The sequence below is a fragment of the Ruegeria sp. N8 genome (assembly GCF_056531325.1).
The window spans coordinates 265,162-291,942 of record NZ_JBQFLQ010000003.1 but is presented as its reverse complement, the minus strand read 5'-3'; the positions used below and the strand labels follow the sequence as shown (position 1 = coordinate 291,942).

Annotated in this window: 26 protein-coding genes; 12 read left to right on the top strand and 14 right to left on the bottom strand. The window is 60.2% G+C overall.

Annotation, left to right across the window (positions count from 1 at the left end; all coding sequences use genetic code 11):
• Positions 1–26: 26 nt before the first annotated feature.
• A complete protein-coding gene (gene pnp, locus ACR0C5_RS09125) occupies positions 27–2,174 on the bottom strand; it encodes a polyribonucleotide nucleotidyltransferase (RefSeq protein ID WP_480876085.1) in 2,148 nt (715 codons plus the stop codon).
• Between the two features lie 346 nt (positions 2,175–2,520).
• Here pnp and ACR0C5_RS09120 point away from each other — a divergent pair, with 346 nt between their 5' ends.
• A complete protein-coding gene (locus ACR0C5_RS09120) occupies positions 2,521–4,233 on the top strand; it encodes an adenylate/guanylate cyclase domain-containing protein (RefSeq protein ID WP_480503431.1) in 1,713 nt (570 codons plus the stop codon).
• Positions 4,234–4,302: 69 nt separating this feature from the next.
• Here the strand turns inward: ACR0C5_RS09120 and ACR0C5_RS09115 are convergent, their stop codons facing one another.
• Entirely contained in the window at positions 4,303–5,073 is a 771-nt protein-coding gene (locus ACR0C5_RS09115; protein WP_480858119.1) for a nuclear transport factor 2 family protein, read from the bottom strand.
• A gap of 180 nt (positions 5,074–5,253) precedes the next feature.
• On the opposite strand from ACR0C5_RS09115, the gene ACR0C5_RS09110 reads away from it, so the two are divergent.
• Positions 5,254–5,631, top strand: coding sequence for a winged helix-turn-helix transcriptional regulator (locus tag ACR0C5_RS09110; RefSeq protein ID WP_480876083.1), 378 nt, complete (start codon positions 5,254–5,256; stop codon positions 5,629–5,631).
• A gap of 82 nt (positions 5,632–5,713) precedes the next feature.
• On the opposite strand, the gene rpsO is transcribed toward ACR0C5_RS09110, so the two are convergent.
• The 6 genes from rpsO to rbfA form a co-directional block, all read right to left on the bottom strand.
• Positions 5,714–5,983: a 30S ribosomal protein S15 gene (gene rpsO, locus ACR0C5_RS09105; protein WP_039528663.1), complete on the bottom strand. Its 270-nt coding sequence runs from the start codon at positions 5,981–5,983 to the stop codon at positions 5,714–5,716.
• A gap of 146 nt (positions 5,984–6,129) precedes the next feature.
• Positions 6,130–7,128 carry a calcium-binding protein gene (locus tag ACR0C5_RS09100; protein ID WP_480876081.1) on the bottom strand — a complete coding sequence of 333 codons (999 nt, stop codon included), beginning with the start codon at positions 7,126–7,128 and terminating at the stop codon, positions 6,130–6,132.
• Positions 7,129–7,223: 95 nt separating this feature from the next.
• Positions 7,224–7,727, bottom strand: a complete 504-nt coding sequence (locus ACR0C5_RS09095; RefSeq protein ID WP_170772806.1) for a DUF1643 domain-containing protein — start codon at positions 7,725–7,727, stop codon at positions 7,224–7,226.
• 20 nt (positions 7,728–7,747) lie between these two features.
• Positions 7,748–8,653 carry a tRNA pseudouridine(55) synthase TruB gene (gene truB, locus ACR0C5_RS09090; RefSeq protein ID WP_480876079.1) on the bottom strand — a complete coding sequence of 302 codons (906 nt, stop codon included), beginning with the start codon at positions 8,651–8,653 and terminating at the stop codon, positions 7,748–7,750.
• A gap of 54 nt (positions 8,654–8,707) precedes the next feature.
• The gene (locus ACR0C5_RS09085) at positions 8,708–9,451 is read right to left on the bottom strand and encodes a phosphodiester glycosidase family protein (protein ID WP_480503425.1); all 744 of its coding nucleotides are present in this window, start codon (positions 9,449–9,451) and stop codon (positions 8,708–8,710) included.
• Positions 9,448–9,843 (bottom strand): 30S ribosome-binding factor RbfA, encoded by a 396-nt coding sequence (gene rbfA / locus ACR0C5_RS09080; RefSeq protein ID WP_480876077.1) that lies wholly within the window; start codon positions 9,841–9,843, stop codon positions 9,448–9,450. The genes ACR0C5_RS09085 and rbfA overlap by 4 nt, the downstream gene beginning before the upstream one ends.
• Before the next feature lie 90 nt (positions 9,844–9,933).
• Here rbfA and dapB point away from each other — a divergent pair, with 90 nt between their 5' ends.
• Positions 9,934–10,743, top strand: a complete 810-nt coding sequence (gene dapB / locus ACR0C5_RS09075; RefSeq protein WP_170772800.1) for a 4-hydroxy-tetrahydrodipicolinate reductase — start codon at positions 9,934–9,936, stop codon at positions 10,741–10,743.
• 38 nt (positions 10,744–10,781) lie between these two features.
• Positions 10,782–11,465 carry a DUF2306 domain-containing protein gene (locus tag ACR0C5_RS09070; protein ID WP_170772798.1) on the top strand — a complete coding sequence of 228 codons (684 nt, stop codon included), beginning with the start codon at positions 10,782–10,784 and terminating at the stop codon, positions 11,463–11,465.
• Here ACR0C5_RS09070 and ACR0C5_RS09065 read toward each other — a convergent pair.
• From ACR0C5_RS09065 to tmpA, 3 genes are read right to left on the bottom strand one after another with little or no spacing between them, the layout of a single operon-like run.
• Entirely contained in the window at positions 11,452–12,120 is a 669-nt protein-coding gene (locus tag ACR0C5_RS09065; protein ID WP_480876075.1) for an ureidoglycolate lyase, read from the bottom strand. The genes ACR0C5_RS09070 and ACR0C5_RS09065 overlap by 14 nt on opposite strands.
• Positions 12,117–12,707 carry a (R)-1-hydroxy-2-trimethylaminoethylphosphonate oxygenase gene (tmpB, locus tag ACR0C5_RS09060; RefSeq protein WP_480876073.1) on the bottom strand — a complete coding sequence of 197 codons (591 nt, stop codon included), beginning with the start codon at positions 12,705–12,707 and terminating at the stop codon, positions 12,117–12,119. Before tmpB ends, ACR0C5_RS09065 begins: the two co-directional genes overlap by 4 nt.
• Positions 12,704–13,840, bottom strand: coding sequence for a 2-trimethylaminoethylphosphonate dioxygenase (gene tmpA / locus ACR0C5_RS09055; RefSeq protein WP_480876071.1), 1,137 nt, complete (start codon positions 13,838–13,840; stop codon positions 12,704–12,706). Before tmpA ends, tmpB begins: the two co-directional genes overlap by 4 nt.
• A gap of 99 nt (positions 13,841–13,939) precedes the next feature.
• On the opposite strand from tmpA, the gene ACR0C5_RS09050 reads away from it, so the two are divergent.
• Complete coding sequence (locus ACR0C5_RS09050) at positions 13,940–14,794, top strand: LysR substrate-binding domain-containing protein (protein ID WP_480876069.1); 855 nt, start codon at positions 13,940–13,942, stop codon at positions 14,792–14,794.
• A gap of 4 nt (positions 14,795–14,798) precedes the next feature.
• Here the strand turns inward: ACR0C5_RS09050 and ACR0C5_RS09045 are convergent, their stop codons facing one another.
• On the bottom strand, positions 14,799–14,981 hold the full coding sequence (locus ACR0C5_RS09045; protein WP_170789570.1) for a DUF1674 domain-containing protein: 183 nt from the start codon (positions 14,979–14,981) through the stop codon (positions 14,799–14,801).
• An 89-nt stretch (positions 14,982–15,070) separates the two neighbouring features.
• On the opposite strand from ACR0C5_RS09045, the gene ACR0C5_RS09040 reads away from it, so the two are divergent.
• The 7 genes from ACR0C5_RS09040 to ACR0C5_RS09010 all read left to right on the top strand — a co-directional run bounded on the left by ACR0C5_RS09040 (position 15,071) and on the right by ACR0C5_RS09010 (position 23,531).
• Positions 15,071–16,327 (top strand): RsmB/NOP family class I SAM-dependent RNA methyltransferase, encoded by a 1,257-nt coding sequence (locus ACR0C5_RS09040; RefSeq protein ID WP_480876067.1) that lies wholly within the window; start codon positions 15,071–15,073, stop codon positions 16,325–16,327.
• Positions 16,328–16,417: 90 nt separating this feature from the next.
• Positions 16,418–18,157 (top strand): heparinase II/III family protein, encoded by a 1,740-nt coding sequence (locus ACR0C5_RS09035; protein ID WP_480876065.1) that lies wholly within the window; start codon positions 16,418–16,420, stop codon positions 18,155–18,157.
• A gap of 22 nt (positions 18,158–18,179) precedes the next feature.
• Complete coding sequence (purH, locus tag ACR0C5_RS09030; RefSeq protein WP_480876063.1) at positions 18,180–19,769, top strand: bifunctional phosphoribosylaminoimidazolecarboxamide formyltransferase/IMP cyclohydrolase; 1,590 nt, start codon at positions 18,180–18,182, stop codon at positions 19,767–19,769.
• A complete protein-coding gene (lspA, locus tag ACR0C5_RS09025) occupies positions 19,769–20,239 on the top strand; it encodes a signal peptidase II (RefSeq protein ID WP_480876062.1) in 471 nt (156 codons plus the stop codon). The genes purH and lspA overlap by 1 nt, the downstream gene beginning before the upstream one ends.
• 50 nt (positions 20,240–20,289) lie before the next feature.
• Positions 20,290–20,808: a DUF3035 domain-containing protein gene (locus tag ACR0C5_RS09020; RefSeq protein WP_170789574.1), complete on the top strand. Its 519-nt coding sequence runs from the start codon at positions 20,290–20,292 to the stop codon at positions 20,806–20,808.
• 81 nt (positions 20,809–20,889) lie between these two features.
• Positions 20,890–22,230 (top strand): M16 family metallopeptidase, encoded by a 1,341-nt coding sequence (locus ACR0C5_RS09015; RefSeq protein WP_480876059.1) that lies wholly within the window; start codon positions 20,890–20,892, stop codon positions 22,228–22,230.
• Positions 22,227–23,531 carry a M16 family metallopeptidase gene (locus ACR0C5_RS09010; protein ID WP_480876057.1) on the top strand — a complete coding sequence of 435 codons (1,305 nt, stop codon included), beginning with the start codon at positions 22,227–22,229 and terminating at the stop codon, positions 23,529–23,531. The genes ACR0C5_RS09015 and ACR0C5_RS09010 overlap by 4 nt, the downstream gene beginning before the upstream one ends.
• A gap of 3 nt (positions 23,532–23,534) precedes the next feature.
• Here the strand turns inward: ACR0C5_RS09010 and ACR0C5_RS09005 are convergent, their stop codons facing one another.
• Positions 23,535–24,266 carry a cyclic nucleotide-binding domain-containing protein gene (locus ACR0C5_RS09005; protein WP_480876055.1) on the bottom strand — a complete coding sequence of 244 codons (732 nt, stop codon included), beginning with the start codon at positions 24,264–24,266 and terminating at the stop codon, positions 23,535–23,537.
• Positions 24,267–24,402: 136 nt separating this feature from the next.
• The gene (locus ACR0C5_RS09000) at positions 24,403–26,736 is read right to left on the bottom strand and encodes an aldehyde dehydrogenase family protein (protein WP_480876053.1); all 2,334 of its coding nucleotides are present in this window, start codon (positions 26,734–26,736) and stop codon (positions 24,403–24,405) included.
• Between the last annotated feature and the right edge of the window lie 45 nt (positions 26,737–26,781).

Below are 26,781 nucleotides of genomic sequence, written 5' to 3'. Positions count from 1 at the left end.
TTTGGTAATTCGAAAAGAGGCGCTGATTATTCGGCGTCTTCTTTCTTTTCTTTCTTCTCGGGAACGATCTCTTCACCGGTTTCCTGATCGACCACTTTCATCGACAGGCGAACCTTGCCGCGGTCGTCAAAGCCCAGCAGTTTGACCTTCACTTCCTGACCTTCCTTCAGAACATCCGACGGATGGTTCAGGCGGCGGTTTTCGATCTGGGAAACGTGGACCAGACCGTCGCGCTTGCCGAAGAAGTTCACGAAGGCACCGAAGTCGACGATCTTGACCACTTTACCAGTGTAGATCTGGCCTTCTTCGGGCTCTGCGACGATCGAGTGGATCATCTCGTAAGCCTTCTTGATCGACTCTCCGTCCGGCGAGGCGATCTTGATCACGCCGTCGTCGTTGATGTCGACCTTGGCACCCGAAACCTCGACGATTTCGCGGATGACCTTACCGCCCGAGCCGATCACTTCGCGGATCTTGTCGGTTGGGATGTTCATGGTCTCGATGCGCGGGGCGTGGACCGAGAATTCGTTGGTCTCGGACAGGGCTTTGCCCATCTCGCCCAGGATGTGCATCCGGCCGTCCTTGGCTTGCGCCAGGGCTTTCTCCATGATCTCGGGCGTGATGCCCGCAACCTTGATGTCCATCTGCAACGAGGTGATGCCGTTTTCGGTACCCGCAACCTTGAAGTCCATGTCGCCCAGGTGGTCTTCGTCACCCAGAATGTCCGACAGGATGGCATAGTTGCCGTCATCTTCCAGAATCAGACCCATGGCCACACCGGCAACTGGTGCTTTCAGCGGAACGCCCGCATCCATCATCGACAGCGAGCCGCCGCAGACCGACGCCATCGAGGACGATCCGTTGGATTCGGTGATCTCGGACACGATGCGGATCGTGTAGGGGAAGTCGGTCGCCGCAGGCAGAACCGCCTGCAGGGCGCGCCATGCCAGCTTGCCGTGGCCGATCTCACGACGGCCGGGGCCACCTACGCGGCCAACCTCACCAACCGAATAGGGGGGGAAGTTGTAGTGCAGCAGGAAGTTCGATTTGAAGTTGCCGTGCAGCGCGTCGATGAATTGCTCATCATCACCGGTGCCCAGCGTGGTCACGGCCAGCGCCTGCGTTTCACCACGGGTGAAAAGGGCGGAACCGTGCGTACGCGGCAGCATCGAGGTTTCAGCAACGATCGAACGGATATCGGTGGTCGAACGGCCGTCGATCCGCTTGCCGCCTTTGACGACGTCGCCTCGCAGGATGCCGGCTTCCAGCTTTTTCATCGCGGAACCGAGGTTGCCGTCTTCCAGCTGTTCTTCGGTCAACGCTTCTTTGATTGCTTCGCGGGCCGCGGCAACGGCGGTGGTGCGCTCTTGCTTGTCGGTGATCGCGAAGGCGGCGCGCATCTGCTCTTCACCGGCTGCGGCCACAGCAGCGTAGAGGTCCGCATAGTCGGGGGCGGTGAATTCAAACGGCTCTTTCGCAGCTTCTTCGGCCAAGCTGATGATCAGGTCGATAACCGGCTGAATTTGTTCATGCGCGAAGGTCACGGCGCCCAGCATTTCGGCCTCTGACAGCTCGTAAGCTTCCGATTCCACCATCATCACGGCATCTTTGGTGCCGGCGACAACCAGATCCAGACGCTGTTCAGGGTTTAGGCGCAGGTCCTGCATGTCGTCTACGGTCGGGTTCAGGACGTATTCGCCATCCACGAAACCAACGCGGGCACCGGCGATCGGACCCATGAACGGCGCGCCGGAAATAGTCAGAGCAGCCGACGCAGCAATCATTGCAACGATGTCGGGATCGTTGACCAGATCGTGGCTCAGCACGGTGCACATGACCAGAACTTCGTTTTTGAAGCCATCGACGAACAGCGGGCGGATCGGACGGTCGATCAGACGCGCGGTCAGCGTCTCTTTTTCGGTCGGGCGCGCCTCGCGCTTGAAAAAGCCACCCGGAACTTTACCGGCAGCATAGTATTTCTCTTGATAGTGGACGGTCAGCGGGAAAAAGTCCTGACCGGGCTTTTGGCTTTTGGCAAAGGTCACGTTGGCCATGACGCTGGTTTCGCCCAGCGTGGCAATCACGGTGCCGTCCGCCTGGCGGGCAACCTTGCCGGTTTCCAGTGTCAGCGTCTCTTCGCCCCACTGAATCGATTTCTTTGTTACATCAAACATATGCGTATCCTAGAACGGAGCACTCCCGCCCCTGCGGGTCTCCGGTTTGCATGGCGGCCCCATTGCCGCCGACCCCATTTATCTTCCATTCGAGTGCCAGGGTCCGGGCACAACGTCTCAGATACCCGCGCGCATACATGAGTTTGAGGGGGAAGGGAAGCGAAACCGAAGCACCGACCTTTAGTTGCATGCTTGTCAAACTGGGAGTTGACACCGCGCGCGTGAAATCAGGTTGGAACGAAAGCGAAATGTGCCAAGGCTACGGACAAACTTCGCGGATGTCCTGCGCAAATAACCTGACAGACGGTCTCCCGCGCGGTAAGTTGCCTTTGTTGGGGGGCTGTCAATGAAAAGACGACTTACGACGGTGCTGGCGGCAGATGTCGTTGGATACTCGGCGCTGATGGATCAGGACCGGCAGGGCACGTTGGCCGCGCTCAGGTCGTTTCGTGAAGACACGCTCAAGTCCTTGCTTGAGGCGCATAAGGGGCGCTTGATCAAAAGCATGGGGGACGGGTGGATTGCCGAATTCCCCTCGACATCTGACGCCGCCGATTGCGCGATTGCGGTCCAATCTGCACCGAAGGCAGACACCATTCGGCTGCGTATCGGTATCCACACGGGCGAGGTGATCTCGGATGGCGACGATATCTTCGGTGATGGGATCAACATCGCCGCGCGGCTTGAGGCATTGGCTGAACCCGACCAGATCCTGATCTCGGACACGTCGCACAACAGCCTGGACCGGGGTGATGCGGCCCAGTTCGACGGGGGCGAGCAGACCGAGTTGAAAAACATCACGCGCCGCATCGGTGTCTGGTGCTGGCCCAAGGGGACGTCGGCCAATCTGTCGACCTCGGCCGACACGCGCCCCGGGATCGCCGTGCTGCCCTTTGACAATATGTCCGGCGACCCCGAGCAGGAGTTTTTTGCCGACGGCATGACCGAGGACATCATCACCGAGCTGTCGCGGTTTCGGTGGCTGATGGTAGTGGCGCGCAATTCATCTTTTATTTTCAAAGGAAAAAGCACTGATATCCGCGAGGTCGGGCGTAGCCTGGGCGTTCGCTATGTGCTGGAAGGGTCGGTCCGTCGGGCGGGCCAACGTGTTCGGATTACCGGGCAGTTGATTGACGCGGAAAACGGCAGCCACCTTTGGGCAGATCGGTTTGATGGTGTGTTGGACGATATTTTCGATCTTCAGGACAAGGTCACGCAAGAGGTGGTGACAGCAATCGAGCCGTCACTGCGTCACGCTGAAACCACCCGCTCGCGCGCCAAGCCAACCGAAAGTCTGGAGGCGTATGAGCTGTATTTACAGGCTCTGTCGCATTTCCATTTGCTGACCGATGAAGACAATCGCGAAGCGATCCGGCTTACCACTCTGGCACTGGAGCGCGACGCTGACTATGCAGCCGCAGCCGGGTTGTTGGCATGGCTGCACATCCAGCGCCTTGTGCAGGGTCTGGAACCTGTGGGCAAAGGCCCCAAGGCCGCCGTAGCTGCCGCCGAACGCGTGTTGATGAGCGACCGGGCTGACGGAATCGCAATGGCCTATGCGGCGCACTCGATCTCGATGCTGGCGCGGGATTTACCGCGCGCACGGTCTGCTTTCAAACAGGCGCTGGCCGAGAATCCGAATGCCGCGAGTGTTCATATGCTGGCTTCGATCAACCTGTGCATGCTAAATCGACCGGACGAGGCACTGGATCATGCGACGCAATCCGTTGAACTCAGCCCCAAGGACCCGATGCGACACGCCGCGCATATTGCCCGATGCAGCGCTTTGTTCCAGCTTGCCCGGTACGAAGAAGCCGCCGCAGCCGCGCGTGAGGCTCTGGCCGTTCGGTCCGGTTTTGTCATGAGCCACTTGATGCTGATTGCCGCGTTGGGGCAACTGCCGGATACAGCCGCGGCGAAGTCTGCGGTCAATGACCTTAATGCGCTTCGGCCCGATATCACCGCGTCTACCGAACAAGCCAAACTGCCTGTGTTTTCGATGACAAATGCTTCGGAAAATTGGCGCGCCGGGTGGCGGAATGCTGGTCTTCCTGATTGAAGAAAGCGGAAAACGCCCGCGGGTTTGACGGGCGCTTTCTCATGGCGCTTCAGGGGCGGTCAAGCTTACTCAGAACTTGCCGTTCCCATGTGCCATTTCGGACGGGATAGGTGAGACGACGTCCCAGTGCTCTACGATCTTGCCATCTTCCACGCGCCACAGATCGAAGAAGGCCCAGGGTTCGCCGCCCATGACAGCATCGGTCGCGACAAAGACGAAATTGCCCTCGGCCACGGCGAATTGAGGCTCAAACTTGGTAATTATCATTCCCTGTGCAGCAAATGCTTCGATCGCGGCCATCAATCCCGACAGGCCGTCTTCGATTGACGGGTTGTGTTGCATGTAAACTTCGGGGTCCATGTATTTCGAGACATTCTCTGGTGCTGCCCCGCCCAACACGTCGCGTACAAAACCCAGAACCAAGGCTTTGTTTTCTTGGGTCTTGTCGAGATCGGTGATCTCAACCGCACCATCCGTCATGCCGCGCCCTGACGCGGTGGTTTCGGGGATAGGTTGCAAGTTGTCCCAATGTTCAACCACTTTCCCGTCTTCTACGCGAAAGATGTCAAACGCAGCGAGCGAGGACGCGCCGAACGCGTCGGCATTGTCATAGGTGTTGTGCAGTACGACCAGATCACCTTCGGTGATCACGCGATGGGTGGTCGCGGTCATACCAGCCTGACCGACCAACGAGATCAGGCCCATCAGTCCTTCGGCCCCGGTCGGTACCTGCGGATTGTGCTGAACATAGTCGGTGCTTACCATCTGACGCGCAGCTTCGGGGTCATGGTCCAGGAAAGCGGCAGAAAAAAGTGCGAGGACAAGATCTTTGGGGGTCATGGTGAATTCCTGATGATTCGTGTTGCGTTGATAGTAGGTATCAAAAACGCACCAAAGGGCAATTACGCACCTTAAAGTCACCGGGTTACTTTTAGGATACTGGCGAAAAAACAGTATGTTGCATTTGTGCTATGAGGTATTGTAGTCGTTTCTGGTATTCATAATGAACTTGAGGGTGTCATGCTTCCCATTGGCGTTAGCAATAAAGCCGAAGCGTCGAACTGTTCGATCCGATCCATTTTGTCCAACGTCACAGGCAAGTGGCGGATGATCATCATTCTGGCGCTAGAAGATGAGCCGAAGCGGTTCGGAGAGCTCAAGCGATGTATCGGTGACGTTACGCAAAGGGTGCTGACCGAAAATCTGCGGGGGCTACAGCGGGATGGATATTTAACGCGTACTGTCGATCCCGGTCCGCCTGTCGCTGTGTCTTATGCACTGACACCTCAGGGCCGCAGCTTATTGGAACTGCTCAGGCCGCTCGTCTACTGGTCGCACGAACAGATGGATCAGGTTAAGACCGCGCGCATGGAATATGATCGCGCCGCGTCGGACTGACAGCACAATAGCTTCGATAGATCGTCCCGAACAAAAAACGCCCACCAAATTGGCGGGCGTTTCGAATTGAACGAAAAAGCGCTTAGCGGCGGATGCCCAGCTTTTTGATCAGGTCCTGATAGCGTGCTTCTTCCTTGCCCTTCAGGTAGTCCAGCAGTTTACGGCGCTGGGCGACCATTTTCAGCAGACCGCGACGACCGTGGTTGTCTTTTTTGTGGGTCTTGAAGTGCTCGGTCAGGGTGGTGATGCGCGAGGTCAGGATGGCAACCTGGACTTCAGGCGAACCGGTGTCGCCTTCTTTGGTTGCGAATTCTTTCATGACGCGTGCTTTTTCAGCGGCAGTAATCGACATCGGGGTCTCCTTGTAAAAAGGTTGAGGTTAATGGCGCAGGCCGGGATGTCGTCCAGCACAGGCCCATGGAGAAAACCGCACCGATTCCGAAGCGGATGCGCGCGTATAAGCGGATTTTCGGCGGATAGCAAAGGGATTCTGCCCGATCAGCCCAGCGCGTTCAATTGCGCCAGCGCGCCCTCGCCAATCAGTTGGATATCCTCGGCGGTCAATCCTTCGGCTGCCAGCAGTTGCACGGCGGTCTGCCCGTTGATCACGACATTTGTCAGATTGTCATCTTCGGCATCGGGTTCAACCTGAATGTCGGGGTCTTCCTCGCCGGTCCACGAGATCAGCAGCTTGTCCTGACCGGGTTGGAAATCCATCACTGTGACCGGGTCGTCCTCTTCTTCCGGCGCAACGATGATTTCATCCGCGCCATTGCCGCCAGTCACAATGTCGCCCCCGTCGGCCAAAATGGTGTCATCCCCTTCGCCACCGTTGAGGAAATCGACCTCATCCTCGCCTTCGGCATCCTGTCCGATTAGAACATCGTCGCCGTCGCCCCCAAACAGCACATCCTCGCCCGCGCCGCCGTGCAGCGTGTCGTCGCCATAGCCGCCATGCAGGGCGTCATCCCCGTCACCCCCGCTCAGATTGTCGTCGTCCTGACCGCCATAGAGGTCGTCGTCCCCGACGCCGCCCTCCAAATGATCCGCGCCGAAATGACCGTAGAGCGTGTCATCCCCTTCCTCTCCGGTCAGAAGATCATCGCCGTCCTCGCCATGCAGGATGTCATCGTCCAAGCCGCCCAAGACCGTGTCATCCCCGTCCCCGCCATGCAGGGTATCATCGCCCGCGCCGCCCATCACGGTGTCATCCCCGGCATAGCCGTTGATCTGATCGTCGCCGTCCTGACCGGTCAGAATGTCCTGCTCTTCGGTACCAGCAAGGATCAGATTGCCTTCATGTTCAGAAACGACAGTGCCGGTTGACGGTGCGTCTGGCACATCGTCAATCTCAAGCAGATTGCCTTCCGAGATCTCTTCGGCGTCATCTTCAATGACTTCGTCTTCTTCGGGCTCGTCCTCGGGTTCAAAAATGTCGCTGATCGCATAGGCCGCGCCACCCAGTGCTGCGATGCTGAGAAACCCGATCATGAACATGGAACCCCTCCGCGAACGCATTGCCCCGAGGATGATTTATCCCATGCGTTCAGGTGGTTGGTCAAAGACTGCTTGGGGCTGTGGTTAACCCTTTGTCACCATAGCTCGGGTTGCTGGGTATAGGCGATGTAGAGCGGGTGTTTCGGGTGGCCCGCCTTGGTAAGTCCCAGATGGAACAGAGGATGCCCGGTGCCGCGCAGCAGGGTCTCGACCGCCGGGCCGCGGTTCAGATGTTCTCCATGCGTGCCCCATGCGGCGATGACCTGATCGGCCCATTCGACACCGTCGAGAATGGCCGCGTCATTCGCAGGGCCCACCGGATCGGTGGCGGCGCGCATCTTGCGGGGGTCGGTGTCGCGCCAGGCAAAGATGTTCGTCACTTGAAACGCGCCAAACCCCAGCGCCCGCGCCCGCCGTTCACAGCGTTCGACGGTGGGATCGTTCTGCACCTCGGTCGCGGTCGAAGGGTTGAGCATCACAAACAGCGCCTTGCGCCCGCCCGCATCCCACATACGGGTCAGGCTATAGCGATACTTCTCGCAATCGGAGTAGACGGCGGTCGAGGGCGCATCGCCCTTGGTGTGCGTTCGGGTGATCATGCCCCCGCCTAGCACGGCGTTCAGGCGACGAACACCCGGCTGGGATGCAATTCGCCGGATTTATAGATACCCACGGCCACAGCTTTGCCGTCAAGTGAGGCCCAAGCCTCGTCGCCATATTCCACGTCGCTGGCCAGCACCATGCCCGGATTGCCATTGCGCAGACGGGTGGCGCCCTCGGGGGTACATTTCAACTCGGGCAGGTCGGCGAGGCCGGTCTCCAGCGGGTGGAGGTAGTCATCCAGAGCCTCGGTCTTTGCCATTTCGTCGATCTGGTCGACGGACAGTCCATCTTCGACCTCGAACGGACCGGACCAGATGCGGCGTAGTTCTTTGACGTGGCCGTGACATCCCAGCGCGGCACCCAGATCGCGGGCGATAGAGCGCACATAGCCACCTTTTCCGCAGGTCATTTCCAGCACCATATGATCGTCATCCAGGCGGTCGACAAGGATCAGCTCCTCAACCCACAGTGGCCGGGCGGACAGCTCCACATCCTCGCCATCGCGGGCCAGTTTATAGGCGCGCCGTCCGTCGATCTTCACGGCGGAAAACTTGGGCGGCACCTGCATGATGTCCCCCAGAAACGGGGTTAGCGCCTGTTTGATGTCGTCATCCGAAGGGCGCGCATCGCTGGAGGCGATCACCTCCCCCTCGGCATCGTCGGTATTGGTGGCCTGACCCAGACGCACGGTGAAGGTGTAGGCTTTCAAGGCGTCGGTGATGTAGGGAACGGTTTTGGTCGCCTCACCCAGCGCCACGGCCAGAACGCCGGTCGCCTCGGGGTCCAGCGTACCCGCGTGGCCCGCCTTTTTCGCATCCATCGCCCACCGCACCTTGTTGACCACGGCGGTCGAGGTCATGCCCGCAGGCTTGTCCACCACCAGCCAACCGGAAATGTCGCGGCCCTTGCGTTTGCGTCCCATATTACACCTTGATTCATGCTGAGGCGCGCGGGGTAGCGGATCACATGGGCGCTGTCAATTTACAGGTGCGCTTTCGACCACACCCACGATGGGCCCCAGTGAAAAGCCGATATCCGAACGGCCCCCGGCCCGGTCATACATGCGTGAAATATTCCCGTCGAAGAACAGTGCGTTGGGGGTTTTCAGCACGTCCCGAAACAGGCTGCCGAATTCGTGGAAGGTGACGTAATCGTCCGAGATCGCAAACACCGCGCGGGTGCCATCAGCACTAGTGCCCACCCCGTTGCGCACGAACAGAGAGGTCGAGTCGGGCAGAAAACGCGGATGCAGCTCTCCGTCGATCACCAGCATGGGGCCGGATTGGGTGGCAAAGCGGCACTCAGGGGCCTGATCCACATAGTCAAGCGTCTCGAACACATCGGCGCGGCCCTCGCGGATGCAGAACACCCCATTGGGTAGAAGGCCGAAATTGCCGGGGCCGGGGTTGGAGATGACGCGCATCTGCTCTTGGCCGTTCTCGACATAGTGACCCACGGGCGAGCGGTCGTCGTGATACATGCCCGCATTCATCGCAAAGGCCAGGCGTTCACCGCCGGGGGCCAGCGCCTCATTCACCGAGGAAAAATGCCCCAGCAGATCGCCGCTGTCGTCGTTCAGAAATAGACGCAGGTCTTCGTTTGCCGCGTCCACCTCACAAACAGTGTATCGCTTGTCGTCGTGGGTGACTTTTTCACAGCTCACCGCACCGGCCTGCGCGGCCCACAGGAGCGCGCCCAATGTGGCCAGCGTGCGGATCACTCGTCCAGATCGCGGCGCACCGCGTCCTGTTCGAACATGCGGCGGGTGTCGTCCAGACGGTCAAACGTGTCATCCAGACGGAACCGCAGATCGGGCGAGAATTTCAGGTTCAGCTTCTTGCCGATCATGCGGCGCAGCTCGCCCTTGTTGCGGGCCAACAGATCGATCACGTCCTCCTGCCCCTTCCCGCCCAAGGGCAGCACATAGACGGTGGCTATCTTGAGATCGGGCGAGGTGCGCACCTCACCCACGGTGATTGACATACGGTTCAAGTCGGGGTCGTGGACATCTCCGCGCGCCAGAACCTCGGACAGGGTGCGACGGATCAGTTCGCCGACACGCAGCTGTCGTTGGGACGGGCCGGGGCCATCGTGGAATTTGTTCTTTGCCATGACTTCGATCTAAGCCCAAATCCCACCTTTGCCAAGCGGGCGCGAACCGGGTAGGAGGCTTTGAGCCGATTGCAATGAGGGAAGCAAGCCATGACCCATATTCCGGGGATCGTCATCACAGGGGCTTCGGGCCGTATGGGGCAGATGCTGATCAAGACCGTGTCTGAGAGCGATCAGGCGCGTCTGGTCGGCGTTGTTGAACGCGCGGACCATGACTGGATCGGTCAGGATGTGGGCACGGCGATGGGCGGCCCCGCGTTGGGCGTCACTGTCACAGATGACCCACTGGAAGCGTTCGCGCAGGCGCAGGCGGTGATAGACTTCACCGCGCCCGAGGCGACGCTGGAATTTGCCGCGCTGGCCGCACAAGCGCGCTGTGTACATGTGATTGGCACCACCGGTATGACGGATGAGCAGATTGCCGCGCTGGAACCTGCCGCGCGCCATGCAGTGATCGTGCGGGCGGGCAATATGAGCCTCGGCGTCAATCTGCTTGTGCAGCTGACCAAGAAAGTTGCCGCCGCGCTGGATGAGGATTTCGATATCGAAGTGATCGAAGGTCATCACCACCACAAGGTCGATGCGCCCTCGGGCACTGCCTTGATGCTGGGTGAGGCCGCAGCCGAAGGGCGCGGGGTCAATCTGGCGGACGTGTCCGATCGCGCCCGCGACGGCATCACGGGCGCGCGCAAACGCGGCGATATCGGTTTCCACGCCATTCGCGGCGGAGACATCGTGGGCGAACACGATGTTTTATTCGCAGCTCCGGGCGAACGTATCGTGCTGCGCCATTTGGCCACCGACCGCGTCATCTTCGCCCGCGGCGCGCTGAAAGCGGCGCTGTGGGGGCAGGGCAAAGCCCCCGGTCAGTATGATATGGTGGATGTGCTGGGGCTCTGAGCTATGGACGTGCTGACCGACGGCCCTATGGTCAGCTTATGCAGACCGTAAGATCTCGAGCACTTTTGGGCCTGTTGCTGATTGGGTTCTATCTGACTCTGCTGCCTTTCGTTGTACACGGCGTAGGTATGATCGGTATCGGATTGTCCGCAGCCGCTGCGCAGCAAAGCTATTTGTTTGCAGATGGGCAGCCCGTCGGCAATTTGGCGATGGTGCTGCATATTTGCGCCGGAACTGTTTTGGTCGCGCTTGTTCCTTTGCAGCTGCTGAAAGGGGTGCGGCGCACGTTCACCGGCTTTCATCGTCAGCTGGGCAGAGTGCTGGTCGCATTGGCGTTGTTCACGGGTTTGGCCGGAATGACCTATATCCCCCTACGTGGCACGATCGGTGGGTCGGTCATGTCGGCGGCCTTTTTCCTTTATGGGCTTTGCCTGTTCACGGCAGCGCTGATGGTGGCGCGTATGGCGTTGAACAAAGACCGTGCCGGTCATTGGGCTTGGGGCCTGCGCCTGTTCTGGCTGGCGCTGGGATCGTGGCTTTATCGGGTGCACTACACGATCTGGTATCTGTTGACCGGTGGGCTGGGGTCCGAGCCCGATTTCTCGGGCCCGTTTGACCTTGTGCAAAACTTTGCGTTCTACGTGCCATATCTGATGGCCGTTCAGCTATGGATCACCCGCAAGCAACGGGCGCATACTGGGGCTTTGCCTACACGTCCTTAATCTTGTCCGCGCGCAACGGGCAAGACAGGTAGACGCCGAACTCTTTCCCGATATCGGCGCTGACGCGCGCATGAACTGCGCCCTGACGGTCAAGAAACCGCTGGCTGTCTTCGACCGGGAAAATTCCCTCGTGCCAGATGCCGGGATGAATATAGAGCCCGCGTGAGCCGTCACACCAGAAGGCCACGACCTTCTCGGGCGTCAGGTTGTCGCCGGGCAGGGCAGCAGGAACGATGAAGGGCTTGTTGTCCAGGGGCCAGAACATCTGACCGCCATCCGGGTGATAGTTCATGTGCCACAGCAGGACCTGATCACGAGGCGCGGTTTGGCGTGCCTTTTGCGCCTGCTGCGGATCGGCGGACCAGCCCAGAACATAGTGGCCTTTGACCGCCTCGTTCTCGCCATAGAGCACGTCGCCTTGCCAGTCGCATTTGAACGTGCCTTCAACCCAGCCGCCTTCGTCACCGGTGCCCTCGTCGATGGGCCGCCAGCCTTGCTGCGGCCAGCAGGTGATCTCGATCTCGAACCCCTCGGGGTCATCGACCAGACAACCGTAGCCTTTGACGGATGCATCGGTGGCTCGGATCAGGGGCACCTCGTGCCACGGCAGGGACGGCTTGGTGCTGGCTTCAAAGATGTACTCAGGCGCGGTCATGCGGCCTCCATATGCTTATCGACCATGCGCTGCACCATCGGGGCGAAATGGGCGAAATCGGGGGTTTCCATGCCCGCGCGTTTGCCAGCCTCGTCCAGATAGCGGACCTGAATGATCTCTTTCAGGTTCGGGTTGGCCTCGAACGCGGCCACCTCTTCGGGGTTCATCGGGCCGCCCTGCAACTCCAATGTGTGGACCGAGGCGGTGGACAGCCGGTTGAAATACTCGGGCTTGGTGGCGCAGAGATAGCGCTTGGCCGCCACGTGATACCGGCAGCAATCGGTGATGACGGACGGGAAGAACTGCTCCAGCACTTCGGCACCTGCATCCTCGTGGTGGCGGTCTTCGGTGTCGTCGGGGTGATAGGTGCCGAACTCGGACGTAAAGTGGCCGATATCGTGCAGCAGGGCGCCGACGATGATTTCCTCGGGCATGCCGTTCTGTTCAGCAATCGTGGCCCCTTGCAGCATATGTTCGGCCATGGTGACGGGTTCGCCCAGATATTCCTCACCACCGCGGCGGTCGAAGATGTCGCCGATGAAGGCCACAATGTTGGTGCGGTTCAGGGTCGAGAAATCGGGTTTCATTCTGCCGCCTCCGGTTGCGCCATCTCCATCGCCGCTAGCGTGGACAGCAGCCCGTCCTTGTCAGCGTAGCAGCCTTGCAGCCACCGCGACCCGGCCCCGGAATAGCCCAGCCGCGCATGCAGCACGCGGGTGTTGTCGACGATAAAGCTTTCACCCGGTTCCAGCTTGAACGACACGCCCATGGCCGGGTCGTCAATGATGGCTCCCAACTGACGGTAGGCGGCATAGTAGGCCCCCATCTGGTCAAAGGGGATGTCCACAAACGGCGCAGACGACCGATTGTTGAACCGGATACCAATCAATTCGCCATCGGGCGACAGTTCGATCATCGGGCGGCGGGATCGCAGGCAAACCCCGTCTTCGCCCTTGTATTCAAACCGCGCCGGGTATCCGGTCAGCAGGGCAAAGCCTTCGGGGTTCTGATCCCGCAGTTTTTCGGCGGCGCGGAAGCCATCGACCACGATGGAATCGCCACCCTCGGCGCTGTTTTCAAGGCAGTAGAGGATTTGCAGCGTTGGCACCGGGTCGCGATAAGGGTTGTCTGTGTGTGCCTGCAAACCGAGCCCGGTAAAGGCAAGGTTGGTGGGGTTCACTTCAGTCCGAACCTCGAAATAGGGGCCATAATTGGTCTCGCGCACATAGCCGAACAGGTCGGCCACTTGCAGTAGCGATTCCGGCTCGGTCGGGCCGTTTGTCAGCTTGGCGAAGCCATATTCGGCGACGGCGGCCAGCCAGTTGCGCTTGGCAGTGGGATTGGAATGAACCTGCGTCCAATCTCCGGCGGGGGCTTCGATGCTCTGCGCCCACGTGGTGATGCCGGGGGCGAGGCGTCCAAACTCGGCACTTTGGGTGCGGTCATAGCTGTGTGCGGCAAGCCAGTCGGCGGGAAAGGTGACCGTCTTGTCTTCGGGCTGAAAGGTGACGCGAAGATCGCCCTCTTCCATCTCAGCGGCGCTTATCGTGGTATCGACGGGAATGTCACCGATGGTAATCAGGCGCTGACCATTGCCCGGCGCGCGGGTGTCGGGGTCCAACGCGTTGTCGCGCAGCCAGATGGAGTGAAATCGGGATTGGGTGCCATCGGCAAATTCGACAGTCACGATCTGGGCCGTGTGAGTGGCAGTGCGCAGCATGGGGCTTCTCCTGTTCGGCGCGAGCTATGCTTGAGGTGATACGTGCCTCGTGGCATTAACACAATTAAACCTTATTGCGACTGAGGGCTGGAAAATCTTATGACTAAGAAGAAGATCGGATTGCCGCCTCTGGACTGGCTACGGGTGTTCGAGGCCGCCGGTCGGCTGGGCGGGTTTTCCGCTGCCGCGCGTGAGTTCGGCTTGACACAAGCGGCCGTCAGTCAGCGGATTGGAAACCTGGAATCCTGGCTGGGCCGGACCCTGTTTGTGCGCGAAGCACGTGGCGTGTCGTTGACGGTCGAAGGCGAAAGCTATTTGCCGCTGGTGCAGGACAGCTTACAGGCGCTGGAACGAAATACCGAGGATCTGTTTGGCAAATCTCCGCGTGAGTTGCGCGTTGCGGGGCTGTCGTCGAACATCCATGCGCTTGTGGTTCCGGCGATATCCCGGTTCCAGCGGATGCGCCCGAAAGTGCGGGTAATGACGGATTCGGTCGCGCGACGGTCATCGCTGGATGAAGAGCGGACTTGGCTGCAAATCCGCTATGGGCGCGGCACGTGGTCGGGGCGCGAGGCTGAACGGATCGCGCCCGAGGTTCTGGTGCCCTTGGCCGCCCCGGGCGTGGAGTGGGGAGCGCCCCTGATCGAGCTGCGTGGGGAGCGGCCCGCCTGGCGCGACTGGGCGCGCAAGACGGGTCATGACGATCTGCCGCCTTCGGTGATCAGCTTCGATTCGATGGAACACGCCCTGTCGGCGGCGCGGCAAGGGATGGGTGTCGCGCTGGGGTCTGAACCTCTGGCGCAGGCCGATTTACAGGCCGGGCGCTTACGGCGTCTGGATCTTCCCGAGTTGAAAACAAAAGACGGCTATTGGCTGACATGGCCCGAGGATCGGGCGAAATCCAAAAAACAGCGCGCGTTAATTGCCGATTTCCTGACCGCGCTGCGGGGCTGAGTGATCAGAAGTCGATTGCGATGCCCTTCTTTTCCCAATCACCGTAGCGGGCGGGGTCAGGGCCATCACGCCCGCCCAGTTCTTTGGGCTGTTCCTTTGCCTCAGCCTCGGCCTTGCGGCGACGGTCCTCGGCCTCGGCCAGGGCGCGTTGGGCGGCGGGCGGCAGGTCTTTGCGCTGGTCGCTCATGAGATCGGGTTCCTTTCCGTTCCATGGCTTGATATACGCCCCCGTCCGCGTTTGGCAATGCGGGCGAGGGTCACATCAAAGGCGGTTCCATGTCCGACAACGCAACAGCAGCGCGACGCAGCGCGATCTATCTGTTGGATCAGATTCTGGGCGAAGGGCGGCTTTTGTCCGAATGCCTGGCGGCTGGCGCATTGGATCGGTTGGACCGCGAAGACCGCGCGCGGGCGCAACGCCTGACGCTGGAAACCCTGCGCGGGTTGGAACGCGCCGACCGTCTGCTGGACAATCACCTGAACCGCACGCCCGCGCTGACCGTCCACAATGCTCTGCGTCTCGGCGCGGTTGAGTTGTGCCACGGAGAGGCCGCGCATGGTGTAGTGAACTCGATGGTCGAGATCGTCGGCCGGTCCCGCAAGCATGGTCGCCTCAAGGGGTTGGTCAATGCGGTGCTGCGCAAAGTGGCCGCCGAAGGGCCGGATGCGTGGCCCAAGATGCGCGTGCCGCGCCTGCCCGAATGGCTGCGCGACCCGCTGACTATGGCCTGGGGCGCGGATGCGATCACGGGTATTGAACAAGCCCATTTCGCAGGTGCGCCGCTGGATATTACCGTCAAACCCGGTGCCAATGGTCCTGGCGAGGCGCTGCCTACGGGCTCGCGCCGGGTGCAGGATGCGGGGCAGGTCTCGGCCCTGCCGGGATTCGATGCGGGCGATTGGTGGGTGCAAGACGCGGCGGCGGCGCTGCCGGTGCAGGTGCTGGCCCCGAAGGCCGGAGAGAAGATACTCGACCTCTGTGCCGCACCGGGGGGCAAGACGCTGCAACTGGCGGCCGCCGGAGCACAGGTCACGGCGTTGGACATCTCGGAATCGCGGCTGGAACGGGTGCGCGAGAACCTTGCTCGCACGGGGCTGACGGCGCAGGTCATCGCAGGCGACGCATTGGACCATCAAGGCCAATACGACGCCATCCTGCTGGACGCGCCCTGTTCGGCCACGGGCACTATTCGCCGCCACCCGGACCTGCCCTATGCCAAGGATGGCGCGGAATTTGGCGGGTTGATCGAATTGCAGGCGCAGATGCTGGCCCATGCGTGGGGTCTGCTTAAACCTGGCGGGCGGCTGGTCTATTGCACCTGTTCCTTGCTGCCGGATGAGGGCGAAGTGCAGATCGAAGAGGCGCTGATTATGTTCCCCGACATGCAGGTAAACCGGCAGGCTCTGGCCGTGACCGGCGTTGAAAAGGGCTGGATCACTGAAGAGGGCGGGTTGCGGCTGCGGCCCGATTATTGGTCTGATCGCGGTGGTATGGATGGCTTCTACATCGCCTGTCTGAACAAATCGGAATAATCCAACGCTTTTCGGTGACTTGACGTGCGGCGCGGTCTATCGTTGGGTCTCAGGCGCCAACAGAGCGCAAGGGGCAGAGTAACGAGCGCAATGTCTAACTCCGATTCCATGACAAGCCGGTGGACCCGGTTCCAGAACCGTCTTTATGCGCGGCTGAGCCAGCGTCGCAAGGCGGCAGCGGGATTCGTGAAAGAGCCCGAGCCGCGCACGGTTGGTTCATTCGCACGTGGGCGGCAGTTGGTGGCGGGAAATCTGCTGTTTGCCGGGTTTCTGGTCGAGGCGCAGGATACCGGCCTTTGGGACGTGACTGCCCCGAGCGCCGGTTTTGACCACGAACGCCACGGCTTTGCCTGGCTGGACGATCTGGCCGCTGTTGGTGATATGCGCGCACGCGACAAGGCCCAGCGATGGGTCTGGGGCTGGATCGAGGCGCATGGCCGCGGGCAGGGGCCGGGCTGGGTGCCCGATCTGACCGGACGGCGGGTGATGCGCTGGATCAATCACGCGTCCTTTTTGCTGCGCGGAATGGATGAAAAGCAGTCTCAGCTCTTCTTTCGTTCGCTGGCGCAGCAGACATGGTTTCTGTCCAAGCGGTGGAAAGCTGCCACTCCCGGCTTGCCCCGGTTCGAGGCACTGGCTGGTCTGGTGCAGGCCGGTCTGGCGTTGCAGGGGCTCGAACAATTGGCCGAGCCGGCCCTGCGTGCTTTGGCCCGCGAATGCGACAGCCAAATCGACGCACAAGGCGGCATTCCCACGCGCAATCCCGAAGAACTGCTGGAAGTTTTCACCTTGTTGGCCTGGACGTCGGCTGCGCTCAGCGATCTGGGGCGGGGGACGCCCGGCGCGCAGGCCAATGCGATCAAGCGCATCGCCCCGGCGCTGCGCAGTTTGCGCCACACGGATGGCGGTTTGGCCCGGTTTCACGGCGGCGGACGCGGAGTTGAAGGGCGGCTGGATCAGGCCCTTGCCCAAAGCGGGGTAAAACCGCAACGCGCCAAGGGGTTGTCGATGGGGTTCGGGCGTCTTTACGCGGCCCGGACCAGTGTGATTATCGACGCCGCTACGCCGCCGAAGGGGGCCAATTCTTACAACGCCCACGCATCGACGCTGGCTTTCGAGCTGACCTCGGGGCGGCGGCCATTGGTCGTGAATTGCGGATCGGGTGAGACATTCGGGGTCGAGTGGCGTCGGGCAGGGCGGGCAACCCCATCGCATTCGACCCTGTGCCTGGACGGTTATTCCAGCGCGCGGCTGGCGGACCCGGTTCCGGGGACTGAGAAAGAGGCGCTGATGGATGCCCCGCGCGAGGTACCCAATGAGTTTGAAGAGGCGTTCGAAGGCGCGCGCTTCATGGCTGGGCATGACGGCTATGCCAAGGTTTTCGGTCTGACGCATGCCCGTACCTTCGAACTGCGCTTTGATGGCCGTGAACTGACCGGCGAAGATATTCTGCTGGCCACAAGTGACAAGGCCAAGCGGCAGTTTGACCGGGCGATGGATGCCTCGGGGTTAAAAGGTCTGGGCTTTGATATCCGCTTTCACCTGCATCCTGACGTGGATGCGGCGCTGGATTTGGGCGGTGCGGCGGTGTCGATGGCGCTCAAAAGCGGTGAAATCTGGGTGTTTCGCCATGATGGCGTTGGAAAATTGGGTGTCGAGCCAAGCGTTTACCTTGAAAAAGGGCGGCTAAAGCCGCGCGCGACAAAACAGATCGTTCTATCTGGCCGCGCAATGGAGTATGCGACGCGCATCCAGTGGACGTTGAGCAAGGCGCAGGATACAGCCTATGCCGTGCGCGATGTGCACCGGGACGAGCCCGATTTCGACTGACGCCAAAAGGACCTTTGGACCCATGACCGACTTTCACCCCGTGCGCCGCGCGCTGCTTTCCGTATCCGACAAGACCGGATTGATCGACTTGGGCAAGGCGCTGGCCGAGCGCGGGGTCGAGCTGTTGTCCACAGGTGGTACCGCAAAGGCGCTGCGCGAGGCGGGGCTGGATGTGAAGGATGTCAGCGAGATTACCGGTTTTCCCGAAATGATGGACGGCCGGGTCAAGACCCTGCACCCCATGGTGCATGGTGGCCTGTTGGCGCTGCGTGACAACGACACTCACGTTGCCGCAATGACCGAACATGGCATCGGCGCGATCGACCTTCTGGTGGTGAACCTCTACCCGTTCGAGGCCACAGTCGCCAAAGGTGCAAGCTATGACGAATGCATCGAGAATATCGACATCGGTGGCCCGGCGATGATCCGGGCGGCGTCCAAGAACCACGCCTTTGTAAACGTAGTGGTGGATGTCGAAGACTACTCCTCACTGCTGGACCAGTTGGAGGAGAATTACGGAAAGACGTCGTATGGTTTCCGCCAATGGCTTGCCCAAAAGGCGTATGCTCGCACCGCGGCCTACGACACGGCTGTGTCGAATTGGATGGCTGACGCGCTGCAGCTAGAGGCTCCGAAGCGTTGCGCTTTTGCAGGAGAGTTGAAACAGACCCTGCGCTATGGTGAGAACAGCCACCAGCAGGCAGCGTTCTATACCGATGGCACAAATCGTCCGGGTGTCGCCACCGCCGTGCAGCATCAGGGCAAAGAACTGAGCTACAACAACATCAACGACACCGACGCCGCGTTTGAGTTGGTGGCCGAGTTCGATCCGGCGCAGGGTGCTGCCTGTGCCATCATCAAACACGCCAACCCCTGCGGTGTAGCGACAGGTGCCACGCTGATCGAGGCCTATAAGGCGGCGTTCGACTGCGATCGCACCTCGGCATTTGGCGGGATCGTGGCGCTGAACCAACCGTTGGATGCCGAAACCGCGCAGGAAATCACTGGCATCTTCACCGAGGTCGTGATCGCCCCAGGCGCGTCCGATGAGGCGAAAGCCATTTTCGCCGCCAAGAAAAACCTGCGCCTGCTGACCACCGACAGCTTACCTGATGTAATGGCCGGTGGTAAAACCGTCCGTCAGGTTGCCGGAGGTTTGTTGGTACAGGACAAGGACAATGGTTTTATCGGTATGGATGACCTGAAGGTCGTCACCAAAAAGGCTCCGACCGAAGATCAAATGCGCGATTTGCTGTTCGCGTGGAAAGTGGCGAAACACGTCAAGTCCAATGCCATCGTCTACGTCAAAGATGGCGCGACCGTAGGCGTGGGTGCTGGACAGATGAGCCGCGTGGACTCTGCGCTGATCGCAGCCAAGAAAGCCGAACGTATGGCCGATGTGTTGGGCTTGGCTCAACCGTTGACCATCGGCTCGGCCGTAGCATCGGACGCGTTCTTCCCCTTCCCCGACGGTCTGATGGAGGCCGCTGAGGCCGGTGCCACCTGTGTGATCCAGCCCGGTGGTTCAATGCGTGATGACGAAGTGATCGCAGCGGCGGACGAGGCCGGTCTGGCCATGGTCTTCACCGGCATACGGCACTTCCGCCACTGATGCGCTATCGGTTGCTCATTTGGGCTGCACTAGCGGCGTTTGCGATCGACCAGATCAGCAAAGTTCTGGTCGTTCACGTCATGCGCGTGGCCGACGGCGATATCGACGTCCTGCCGCCCTTGCTTATGTTCAAATATGGCGAGAATCGCGGCATCAACTTCGGCTTGTTTCAGGGCAATACCGAAGCGGCACGCTGGGCGTTGATCGGCGTTTCCATTGCGATCTCGGCTGCTGTGCTAGTCTGGCTGATGCGGTCAGCGCCCTCGAAAATCATGCTGCTTTCGGGCGGGCTTTTGATCGGCGGCGCGCTGGGTAATGTGCTGGACCGGGTGCTTTACGGCTATGTTCTGGATTTCCTGAACATGTCCTGTTGCGGTATCAACAACCCGTTTGTCTTCAATCTGGCCGATGTGTTTATTTTCGCCGGTGCCATCGGGTTGATCCTATTCGACGGCAAAAAGCCCTCGTGACGCGCCGGTGGAAATGCGATAAAAGCGCCTCAAACAGGCTGGAGACTACGATGCGGTTGCCGCGTTCCATTTTTGCAGTGACGCTTGCCTTCACGGTGGCGGGATGTTCCGATATCGGTCTGCGCCACCTTCAGGCGCCGGGTCCGGGACCGGATGAATTCTCGGTCCTGCCGGTCAAGCCGCTGACACAGCCCGAAGATTATCAATTCCTGCCCGCGCCGACACCGGGCGCAGGGAATCTAACCGACCCGACCCCCAAGGGGGATGCGATTGCGGCACTGGGCGGCAACCCGGATGCACTGAATCCTAACACGGCGATTCCCGCGGCGGATGGCGCATTGGTGACGGCCTCGAGCCGGTATGGCGTGACCGAGAATGCTCGTCAGGTGGTCGATGCCGAAGACGCTGAGTTCCGCCGCAAGCAAAGCCGTTTTACCCGACTGCGTCTGTTTAACGTGGACCGCTATTCGCAAGTTTACAAACGATGGGCGCTGGATTCGTCGCAGGTAAATGAACAGGCACGGCAGGCTGGGGTCGAAACTCCGTCGGCTCCGCCGCCAGGTGAATAATCCTTAACTTTTCGTCATCACACTTGAACCTGCGCCGCGCCACCGTAGTTTGAAACTCAGACAACAAACGGAGGATGCCCCATGGTTCGGGCCCTTGCCCTGTCGGCTGCCCTGATTGCTGCCACCCCGGTCTTTGCCGAAGATGGCCAGGAGGCGGTCACAACCTTCACGCTGGAAAACGGCATGGATGTCGTCGTGGTCGAGGATCACCGCGCCCCTGTCGTGCAGCATATGGTCTGGTATCGCGCAGGTTCGGCGGATGAACCCGTCGGATCGTCCGGTGTGGCGCATTTTCTGGAACACTTGCTGTTCAAAGGAACCGATACGCTGGCACCGGGTGAGTTCTCGGCCACGGTGGCGGCCAATGGCGGCAATGACAACGCATTCACTTCGTATGACTACACCGCCTATTTCCAACGCGTCGCCGCCGACCGGCTGGAACTGATGATGCGAATGGAGGCGGACCGGATGCGCAATATCCGCCTGTCCGAGGATGATATCGTGACCGAGCGTGATGTGATCCTTGAGGAACGCAACCAGCGCACCGACAATAACCCCCGCGCCCTGTTCGGCGAACAGATGAACGCGTCGCAATACCTCAACCACCGCTACGGGGTTCCGATCATCGGCTGGCGGCACGAGATGGAGACGCTGGACATGGAGGACGCTCTTTCCTTCTACCAGACGCACTACGCGCCCAATAACGCCATTCTGGTTGTGACAGGCGATGTCGAGCCCGATGAGGTCAAGGCGCTGGCCGAAAAATACTATGGCGTGATCCCCGCCAACCCGGACCTGCCCGAGCGCATCCGTTCGCAAGAGCCGCCGCAGACGGCCGCGCGGAGGCTGACCTTCAAGGACGCACGCGTATCGCAGCCCTACGTGCAGCGCAGCTATCTGGCGCCTGAACGCAACGCGGGCGAACAGGAAAAGGCCGCAGCCCTGTTCATGTTGGCCGAATTGCTGGGTGGTGGGAACACGTCATACCTGACCGAAAAACTGCAATTCGAGCAACAGAAAGCCGTTTACACCGGGGCGTTCTATCGCGGCGTGTCGTTGGATGACACGACCTTTGATCTATTTATCGTTCCGGCGCAGGGCGTTTCCCTGCAAGAGGCCGAAGAAGCCATGGATGCAGCCGTGGCCGGGTTCATTGCCGACGGTGTTAACCAAGAGGATCTGGACCGGATCAAGATGCAGCTTCGCGCTTCGCAAACCTATGCGCGCGACAATGTGGACGGGATCGGCAATCGCTATGGCCGGGCCCTGACCAGCGGATTGACGGTCGAGGACGTGCAGGCCTGGCCGGATGTCCTGCAGGCCGTAACCGGAGAAGAAATCATCGCTGCCGCCCGCGAGGTTCTGCAACCGGAAACCTCGGTAACGGGCTGGCTGATGCGCGACGATGAGGTGACGCAATGAAACGGATTTTCGCGACCCTGATTGCATTCGTGATCGCATTGCCCGCTTGGGCCGAGATCGAAATTCAGGAGGTGACATCGCCTGGTGGTATCACCGCGTGGCTGGTTGAGGATCACTCGATCCCGTTCACCGCATTGGAATTGCGGTTCCGTGGTGGAACTTCACTGGACGACCCTGACAAGCGGGGGGCCGTTTATCTGATGAGCGGCCTGATCGAGGAAGGCGCGGGCGACATGGATTCCCGAACCTATGCGCGTGAGCTTGAATCGCTGGCAGCATCGTTTGGCTATAACGCCAGTGACGATACCGTCTCGGTCTCGGCGCAGTTCCTGACTGAAAACCGGGACGAAGTGATCGACCTGCTGCGTGTGACCCTGCACGAGCCGCGTTTCGATCAGGACGCGGTGGATCGTGTGCGGGCGCAGGTTCTGTCCGGCTTGCGGTCGGATCAGACCAGCCCGAACGATATCGCCGGACGCAATTTTGCGCGAATGGCTTATGGGGATCACCCCTATGGAACCGAGGGCAAGGGAACGATCGAAAGCGTGACCGCCCTGACCCGAGACGACGTGGTTGATGCCTATGAGAACGTCTTTGCCAAAGATCGGCTCTATGTAGGGGCTGTGGGCGATATCACGCCCGAAGAACTCGGCAGGTTGCTGGATCACCTGCTGGCCGGTCTGCCCGAAACAGGCAAACCGATCCCCGGACCGGCGCAAGTCAACATCCCCGGCGGGGTCAGTGTTGTCGAGTTTGACACGCCGCAATCTGTGGCTCTGTTTGGTCATGCGGGTATCGATCGTGACGATCCCGATTTCTTTGCAGCCTTCATCCTCAATCACATGCTGGGCGGCGGTGGGTTCGAAAGCCGTCTGATGCAGGAAGTGCGCGAAAAACGCGGGTTGACCTATGGGGTGTCGACCTTCTTGGTGCCCAAGGATCTGGCCTCGGTCTATCTGGGTTCGGTCTCATCTTCGAATGACCGGATCGCGGACGCGGTGTCCGTCATCCGGGATGAATGGGCACGTGCGGCCAATGAAGGCTTCACCCAGAAAGAGCTGGACGATGCCAAGACCTATCTGACGGGCGCCTATCCTTTGCGGTTCGATGGCAATAGCCAGATCGCCGGGATCATGGTCGGGATGCAGATGGAGGATTTGCCCATCGACTATATCGCCACCCGCAACGATCAGGTGAACGCGGTCACGCTTGAGGATGTGAATCGTGTTGCCTCGGAACTGCTGGACCCGGAGGGGCTGCATTTCACCATCGTTGGTAAGCCCGAAGGGCTGGATGGCTAACGCCTAGGCTGCGACCGAGCTGTTCTGCGCCCGAAGGGTGTGTTTGTTGCTGCTCAGCAGTTTTTGCCGCGCATGTCTGAAATGCGCGGCCTTCAACGCATCGTCGATATGGCGATTCCGGCGCAGCAAGCGCGTGAGTTGGATATTGTCGAATACCAGGCAGGTGGTGGGCTCGGTGGCCTTTACCGTGGCCGTTGCGGGCAATCCCAGGCTAAATGTCAACTCGCCCAGTATTTCGTCAGCCCCGCAGCGGTTGATCACCTGATCGTCCTTCAGGATGGTTGTTTGTCCGCTGAGGACGAAACCCAGAAAATCGGTGGTCTTGCCCTCTTCGATCAGCTTGCTGCCCGCCGGGAACTCCTGAATAGTTGCGGTGTTCAGCAGCCGCCGGGCTTGATGCGGTTTCAACGTCTCCAGATGATGCGCGATGAACTGTCGTTCGGCGTTGGAAAAACGCACCAGATGACGTGACAGGTACCCGCGCAGCAAGCCTAGAACTGAGATCGAGATATAGGCCATCTGGATGATCGAGCCTGCCAGATTGAACTCGCGCATCATACTGATCAGCACGCAACTGGCAGCGACAATCACCAGCACCGGATAGGTCACACCAGTGCCGCGCACGATGCCCATCTGAAGCAGAAAATAGTTCAGGATATAAAGCCCCGCGCCGAAGACACCGACCATTGTGGTCAGTTGTATGTAGTCAGGAATTTCAAACGGGATATTCAGCATGATCGGGCCCACCCTCATCTGGAATGGGTCCACGCTGAGGGACGTGGGGTTATCTGTATATGAACGAATTCACATGTTAATAGGCGATATGCGCGTGTTTTCGCGCATATGCACCACTGGGTTTGGTTCTGGGGGCCTATTCCCCGTAGGGTACCCAGATGTTTTTGACTTCCGTCGAGGCTTGCAGGAAGCGGCGCGTCTGATCCGCGTTCCAGTCTGTCGCGGCCCCATTGTTGACCCATGTCCGCTTGAGATTCCCCGCCGAGGCTTTCTGAATCTCGGCCGACAGATCGGTCGATGAGAATGACCAGACCGCATCCACATTCAGATGCGCGGCCAGGGGTTTGGCCAGCTCCGCGTGGCTGCCGGTCAGGATATTGACCACGCCCGCAGGCACGTCCGAAGTTTCGAGGATCTGGTAGAAATCCGTTGCTGCCAGCGGATAGGGCTCGGAGGCCGCCAGCACCACCCGGTTGCCCATCGCAATCGCCGGGGCCATGGCCGAGATCAGGCCCAGCAAAGGCGCCTCATCCGCGCACAGCGCGCCAATCACACCAACGGGTTCCTTCATCGCAAGGGCAACACCCCGGATCGGAACGCCATGCACCTGACCGTCATATTTGTCGGCCCATGCAGCGGCGGTGAACAGGCGCTGGATCGAGGTCTCAATCTCAGCCGCGCCGGTCTTGCCGCCGGTCATGGCGTCGATCCGCGCGGCGAATTCATCTGCGCGGGCCGAGAGGTTTTCGCCGATATAATACAGGATCTGCGCCCGCAGATGGCCGGTGGTCTTGGCCCAGCCTTTCGCGCCCGCCGCGGCTTCTACCGCGTTGCGCACGTCTTTGCGGTTGGCCAGACCCACATGACCCAGAAGGCCTGATTTGCCCCAGACGGGTTTTGAATATCCGCTGTCCGGTCGCGCCTGCTTGCCGCCAACATACATTTTGGCGGTGCGGTCAATGGGATCAACCGGCGCGCCTTCACCCGTCGCGGCCTCGACCTTGGTCAGAGGCTTGGTCTTGCCTTTGGGTTTGGTATAGGCGGCCAGGCCTTCCCATCCGCCCTCACGGCCAAAGCCGCTTTCGCGTACTCCGCCGAACCCGGCGGCGGCGTCGAACAGGTTGGTGGCATTCACCCAGACCACGCCCGCAACCAGCTTGGGCGCGATATCGAGCGCGAGGTTCACATTCTCGGTCCAGACTGTCGCGGCCAGCCCGTAGCGGGTGTTATTGGCCAGTTCGACCGCCTCAGTAGGCGTACGGAATGTCGAGGAGACCAGAACCGGGCCAAAGATTTCCTCCTGCATCAGAGGGTCCGAGGTTTCGAGGCCGGAAATCAGTGTAGGCGGGTAAAAACAGCCATTTTCGGGCAGCGCGCAGGCCGCCTGATAAACCTCACCTAGGGTGTTGCTGTCGACCATGCCTTTGATCGTCTGCAACTGGATCGGGTCCACAACTGCGCCCACGTCGATGCATTTGTCCAGCGGATTGCCAATGCGTAAGCCGTCCATCCGCGCGCGCAGCTTGGCGTGGAAGCGATCGGCGATGCCTTCCTGCACCAGCAGGCGCGAACCCGCGCAACAGACCTGACCCTGATTGAACCAGATCGCATCGACCAGCCCCTCGATAGCTGAATCGATATCGGCATCGTCGAACACGATATAGGCGGACTTGCCGCCCAGCTCCAACGTCAGTTCCTTGCCGGATCCAGCGGTTGCCTCGCGGATGTGCCGCCCCACGGCGGTCGAGCCGGTAAAGGCAATCTTGTCCACGTCAGCGTTTACGATCATCTCACCCACCGCGCCATCACCGGTGACGATATTGACCACACCCTTGGGCAACCCAGCCTGCGTGCAGATATCGGCAAACAGCAGGGCTGTCAGCGAGGTATACTCTGCAGGTTTCAGAACCACCGTATTTCCCATCGCCAGCGCAGGTGCGATCTTCCACGCCAGCATCAGCAGCGGGAAGTTCCACGGGATGATCTGTCCGCACACGCCCAAAGCTTGTGCATCAGGCAACTCGCTCTCCATCAACTGCGCCATGCCTGCGTGGTAATAGAAATGCCGCTGGGCTAAGGGGATGTCGATGTCCCGCGATTCACGGATCGGTTTGCCGTTGTCGAGGCTTTCCAGCACCGCAAACAAACGCGAATGTTTCTGCAGCAGGCGCGCAATGGCATAGAGATACCGCGCACGTCCCGCGCCGCCCAGTTTCTCCCACTTGGGTTGTGCTTTGCGGGCGGCCGCCACGGCGGCGTCCACATCGGCCTGTTTGGCTTGGGTCAGCTTTGCCAACACCTCTCCGGTCGCAGGGTTGCGGCTGTCAAAGCCTTTGCCGGGCTTGGTGAAGGCCCCGTCGATATAGTGGCCGAATTTGTCACCCTGATCGACCAGCCAAGCCAGCGCCTCGGCGGCGCTTTCGGGGGCAGGGCCGTAGTCCATGGTTTCGAAAATCTCTTTGACTGTCATTGTTCTTTCCTTTTCCCGGGGCTTCGCCCGTTCGGCACTGAAATC

Coding starts and splice junctions, on each gene's coding strand:
- pnp (WP_480876085.1), bottom strand. CDS start 2,174: ATGTTTGATGTAACAAAGAAATCGATTCAGTGGGGCGAAGAGACGCTG.
- ACR0C5_RS09120 (WP_480503431.1), top strand. CDS start 2,521: ATGAAAAGACGACTTACGACGGTGCTGGCGGCAGATGTCGTTGGATAC.
- ACR0C5_RS09115 (WP_480858119.1), bottom strand. CDS start 5,073: ATGACCCCCAAAGATCTTGTCCTCGCACTTTTTTCTGCCGCTTTCCTG.
- ACR0C5_RS09110 (WP_480876083.1), top strand. CDS start 5,254: ATGCTTCCCATTGGCGTTAGCAATAAAGCCGAAGCGTCGAACTGTTCG.
- rpsO (WP_039528663.1), bottom strand. CDS start 5,983: ATGTCGATTACTGCCGCTGAAAAAGCACGCGTCATGAAAGAATTCGCA.
- ACR0C5_RS09100 (WP_480876081.1), bottom strand. CDS start 7,128: ATGTTCATGATCGGGTTTCTCAGCATCGCAGCACTGGGTGGCGCGGCC.
- ACR0C5_RS09095 (WP_170772806.1), bottom strand. CDS start 7,727: ATGATCACCCGAACGCACACCAAGGGCGATGCGCCCTCGACCGCCGTC.
- truB (WP_480876079.1), bottom strand. CDS start 8,653: ATGGGACGCAAACGCAAGGGCCGCGACATTTCCGGTTGGCTGGTGGTG.
- rbfA (WP_480876077.1), bottom strand. CDS start 9,843: ATGGCAAAGAACAAATTCCACGATGGCCCCGGCCCGTCCCAACGACAG.
- dapB (WP_170772800.1), top strand. CDS start 9,934: ATGACCCATATTCCGGGGATCGTCATCACAGGGGCTTCGGGCCGTATG.
- ACR0C5_RS09070 (WP_170772798.1), top strand. CDS start 10,782: ATGCAGACCGTAAGATCTCGAGCACTTTTGGGCCTGTTGCTGATTGGG.
- ACR0C5_RS09065 (WP_480876075.1), bottom strand. CDS start 12,120: ATGACCGCGCCTGAGTACATCTTTGAAGCCAGCACCAAGCCGTCCCTG.
- tmpB (WP_480876073.1), bottom strand. CDS start 12,707: ATGAAACCCGATTTCTCGACCCTGAACCGCACCAACATTGTGGCCTTC.
- tmpA (WP_480876071.1), bottom strand. CDS start 13,840: ATGCTGCGCACTGCCACTCACACGGCCCAGATCGTGACTGTCGAATTT.
- ACR0C5_RS09050 (WP_480876069.1), top strand. CDS start 13,940: ATGACTAAGAAGAAGATCGGATTGCCGCCTCTGGACTGGCTACGGGTG.
- ACR0C5_RS09045 (WP_170789570.1), bottom strand. CDS start 14,981: ATGAGCGACCAGCGCAAAGACCTGCCGCCCGCCGCCCAACGCGCCCTG.
- ACR0C5_RS09040 (WP_480876067.1), top strand. CDS start 15,071: ATGTCCGACAACGCAACAGCAGCGCGACGCAGCGCGATCTATCTGTTG.
- ACR0C5_RS09035 (WP_480876065.1), top strand. CDS start 16,418: ATGTCTAACTCCGATTCCATGACAAGCCGGTGGACCCGGTTCCAGAAC.
- purH (WP_480876063.1), top strand. CDS start 18,180: ATGACCGACTTTCACCCCGTGCGCCGCGCGCTGCTTTCCGTATCCGAC.
- lspA (WP_480876062.1), top strand. CDS start 19,769: ATGCGCTATCGGTTGCTCATTTGGGCTGCACTAGCGGCGTTTGCGATC.
- ACR0C5_RS09020 (WP_170789574.1), top strand. CDS start 20,290: ATGCGGTTGCCGCGTTCCATTTTTGCAGTGACGCTTGCCTTCACGGTG.
- ACR0C5_RS09015 (WP_480876059.1), top strand. CDS start 20,890: ATGGTTCGGGCCCTTGCCCTGTCGGCTGCCCTGATTGCTGCCACCCCG.
- ACR0C5_RS09010 (WP_480876057.1), top strand. CDS start 22,227: ATGAAACGGATTTTCGCGACCCTGATTGCATTCGTGATCGCATTGCCC.
- ACR0C5_RS09005 (WP_480876055.1), bottom strand. CDS start 24,266: ATGCTGAATATCCCGTTTGAAATTCCTGACTACATACAACTGACCACA.
- ACR0C5_RS09000 (WP_480876053.1), bottom strand. CDS start 26,736: ATGACAGTCAAAGAGATTTTCGAAACCATGGACTACGGCCCTGCCCCC.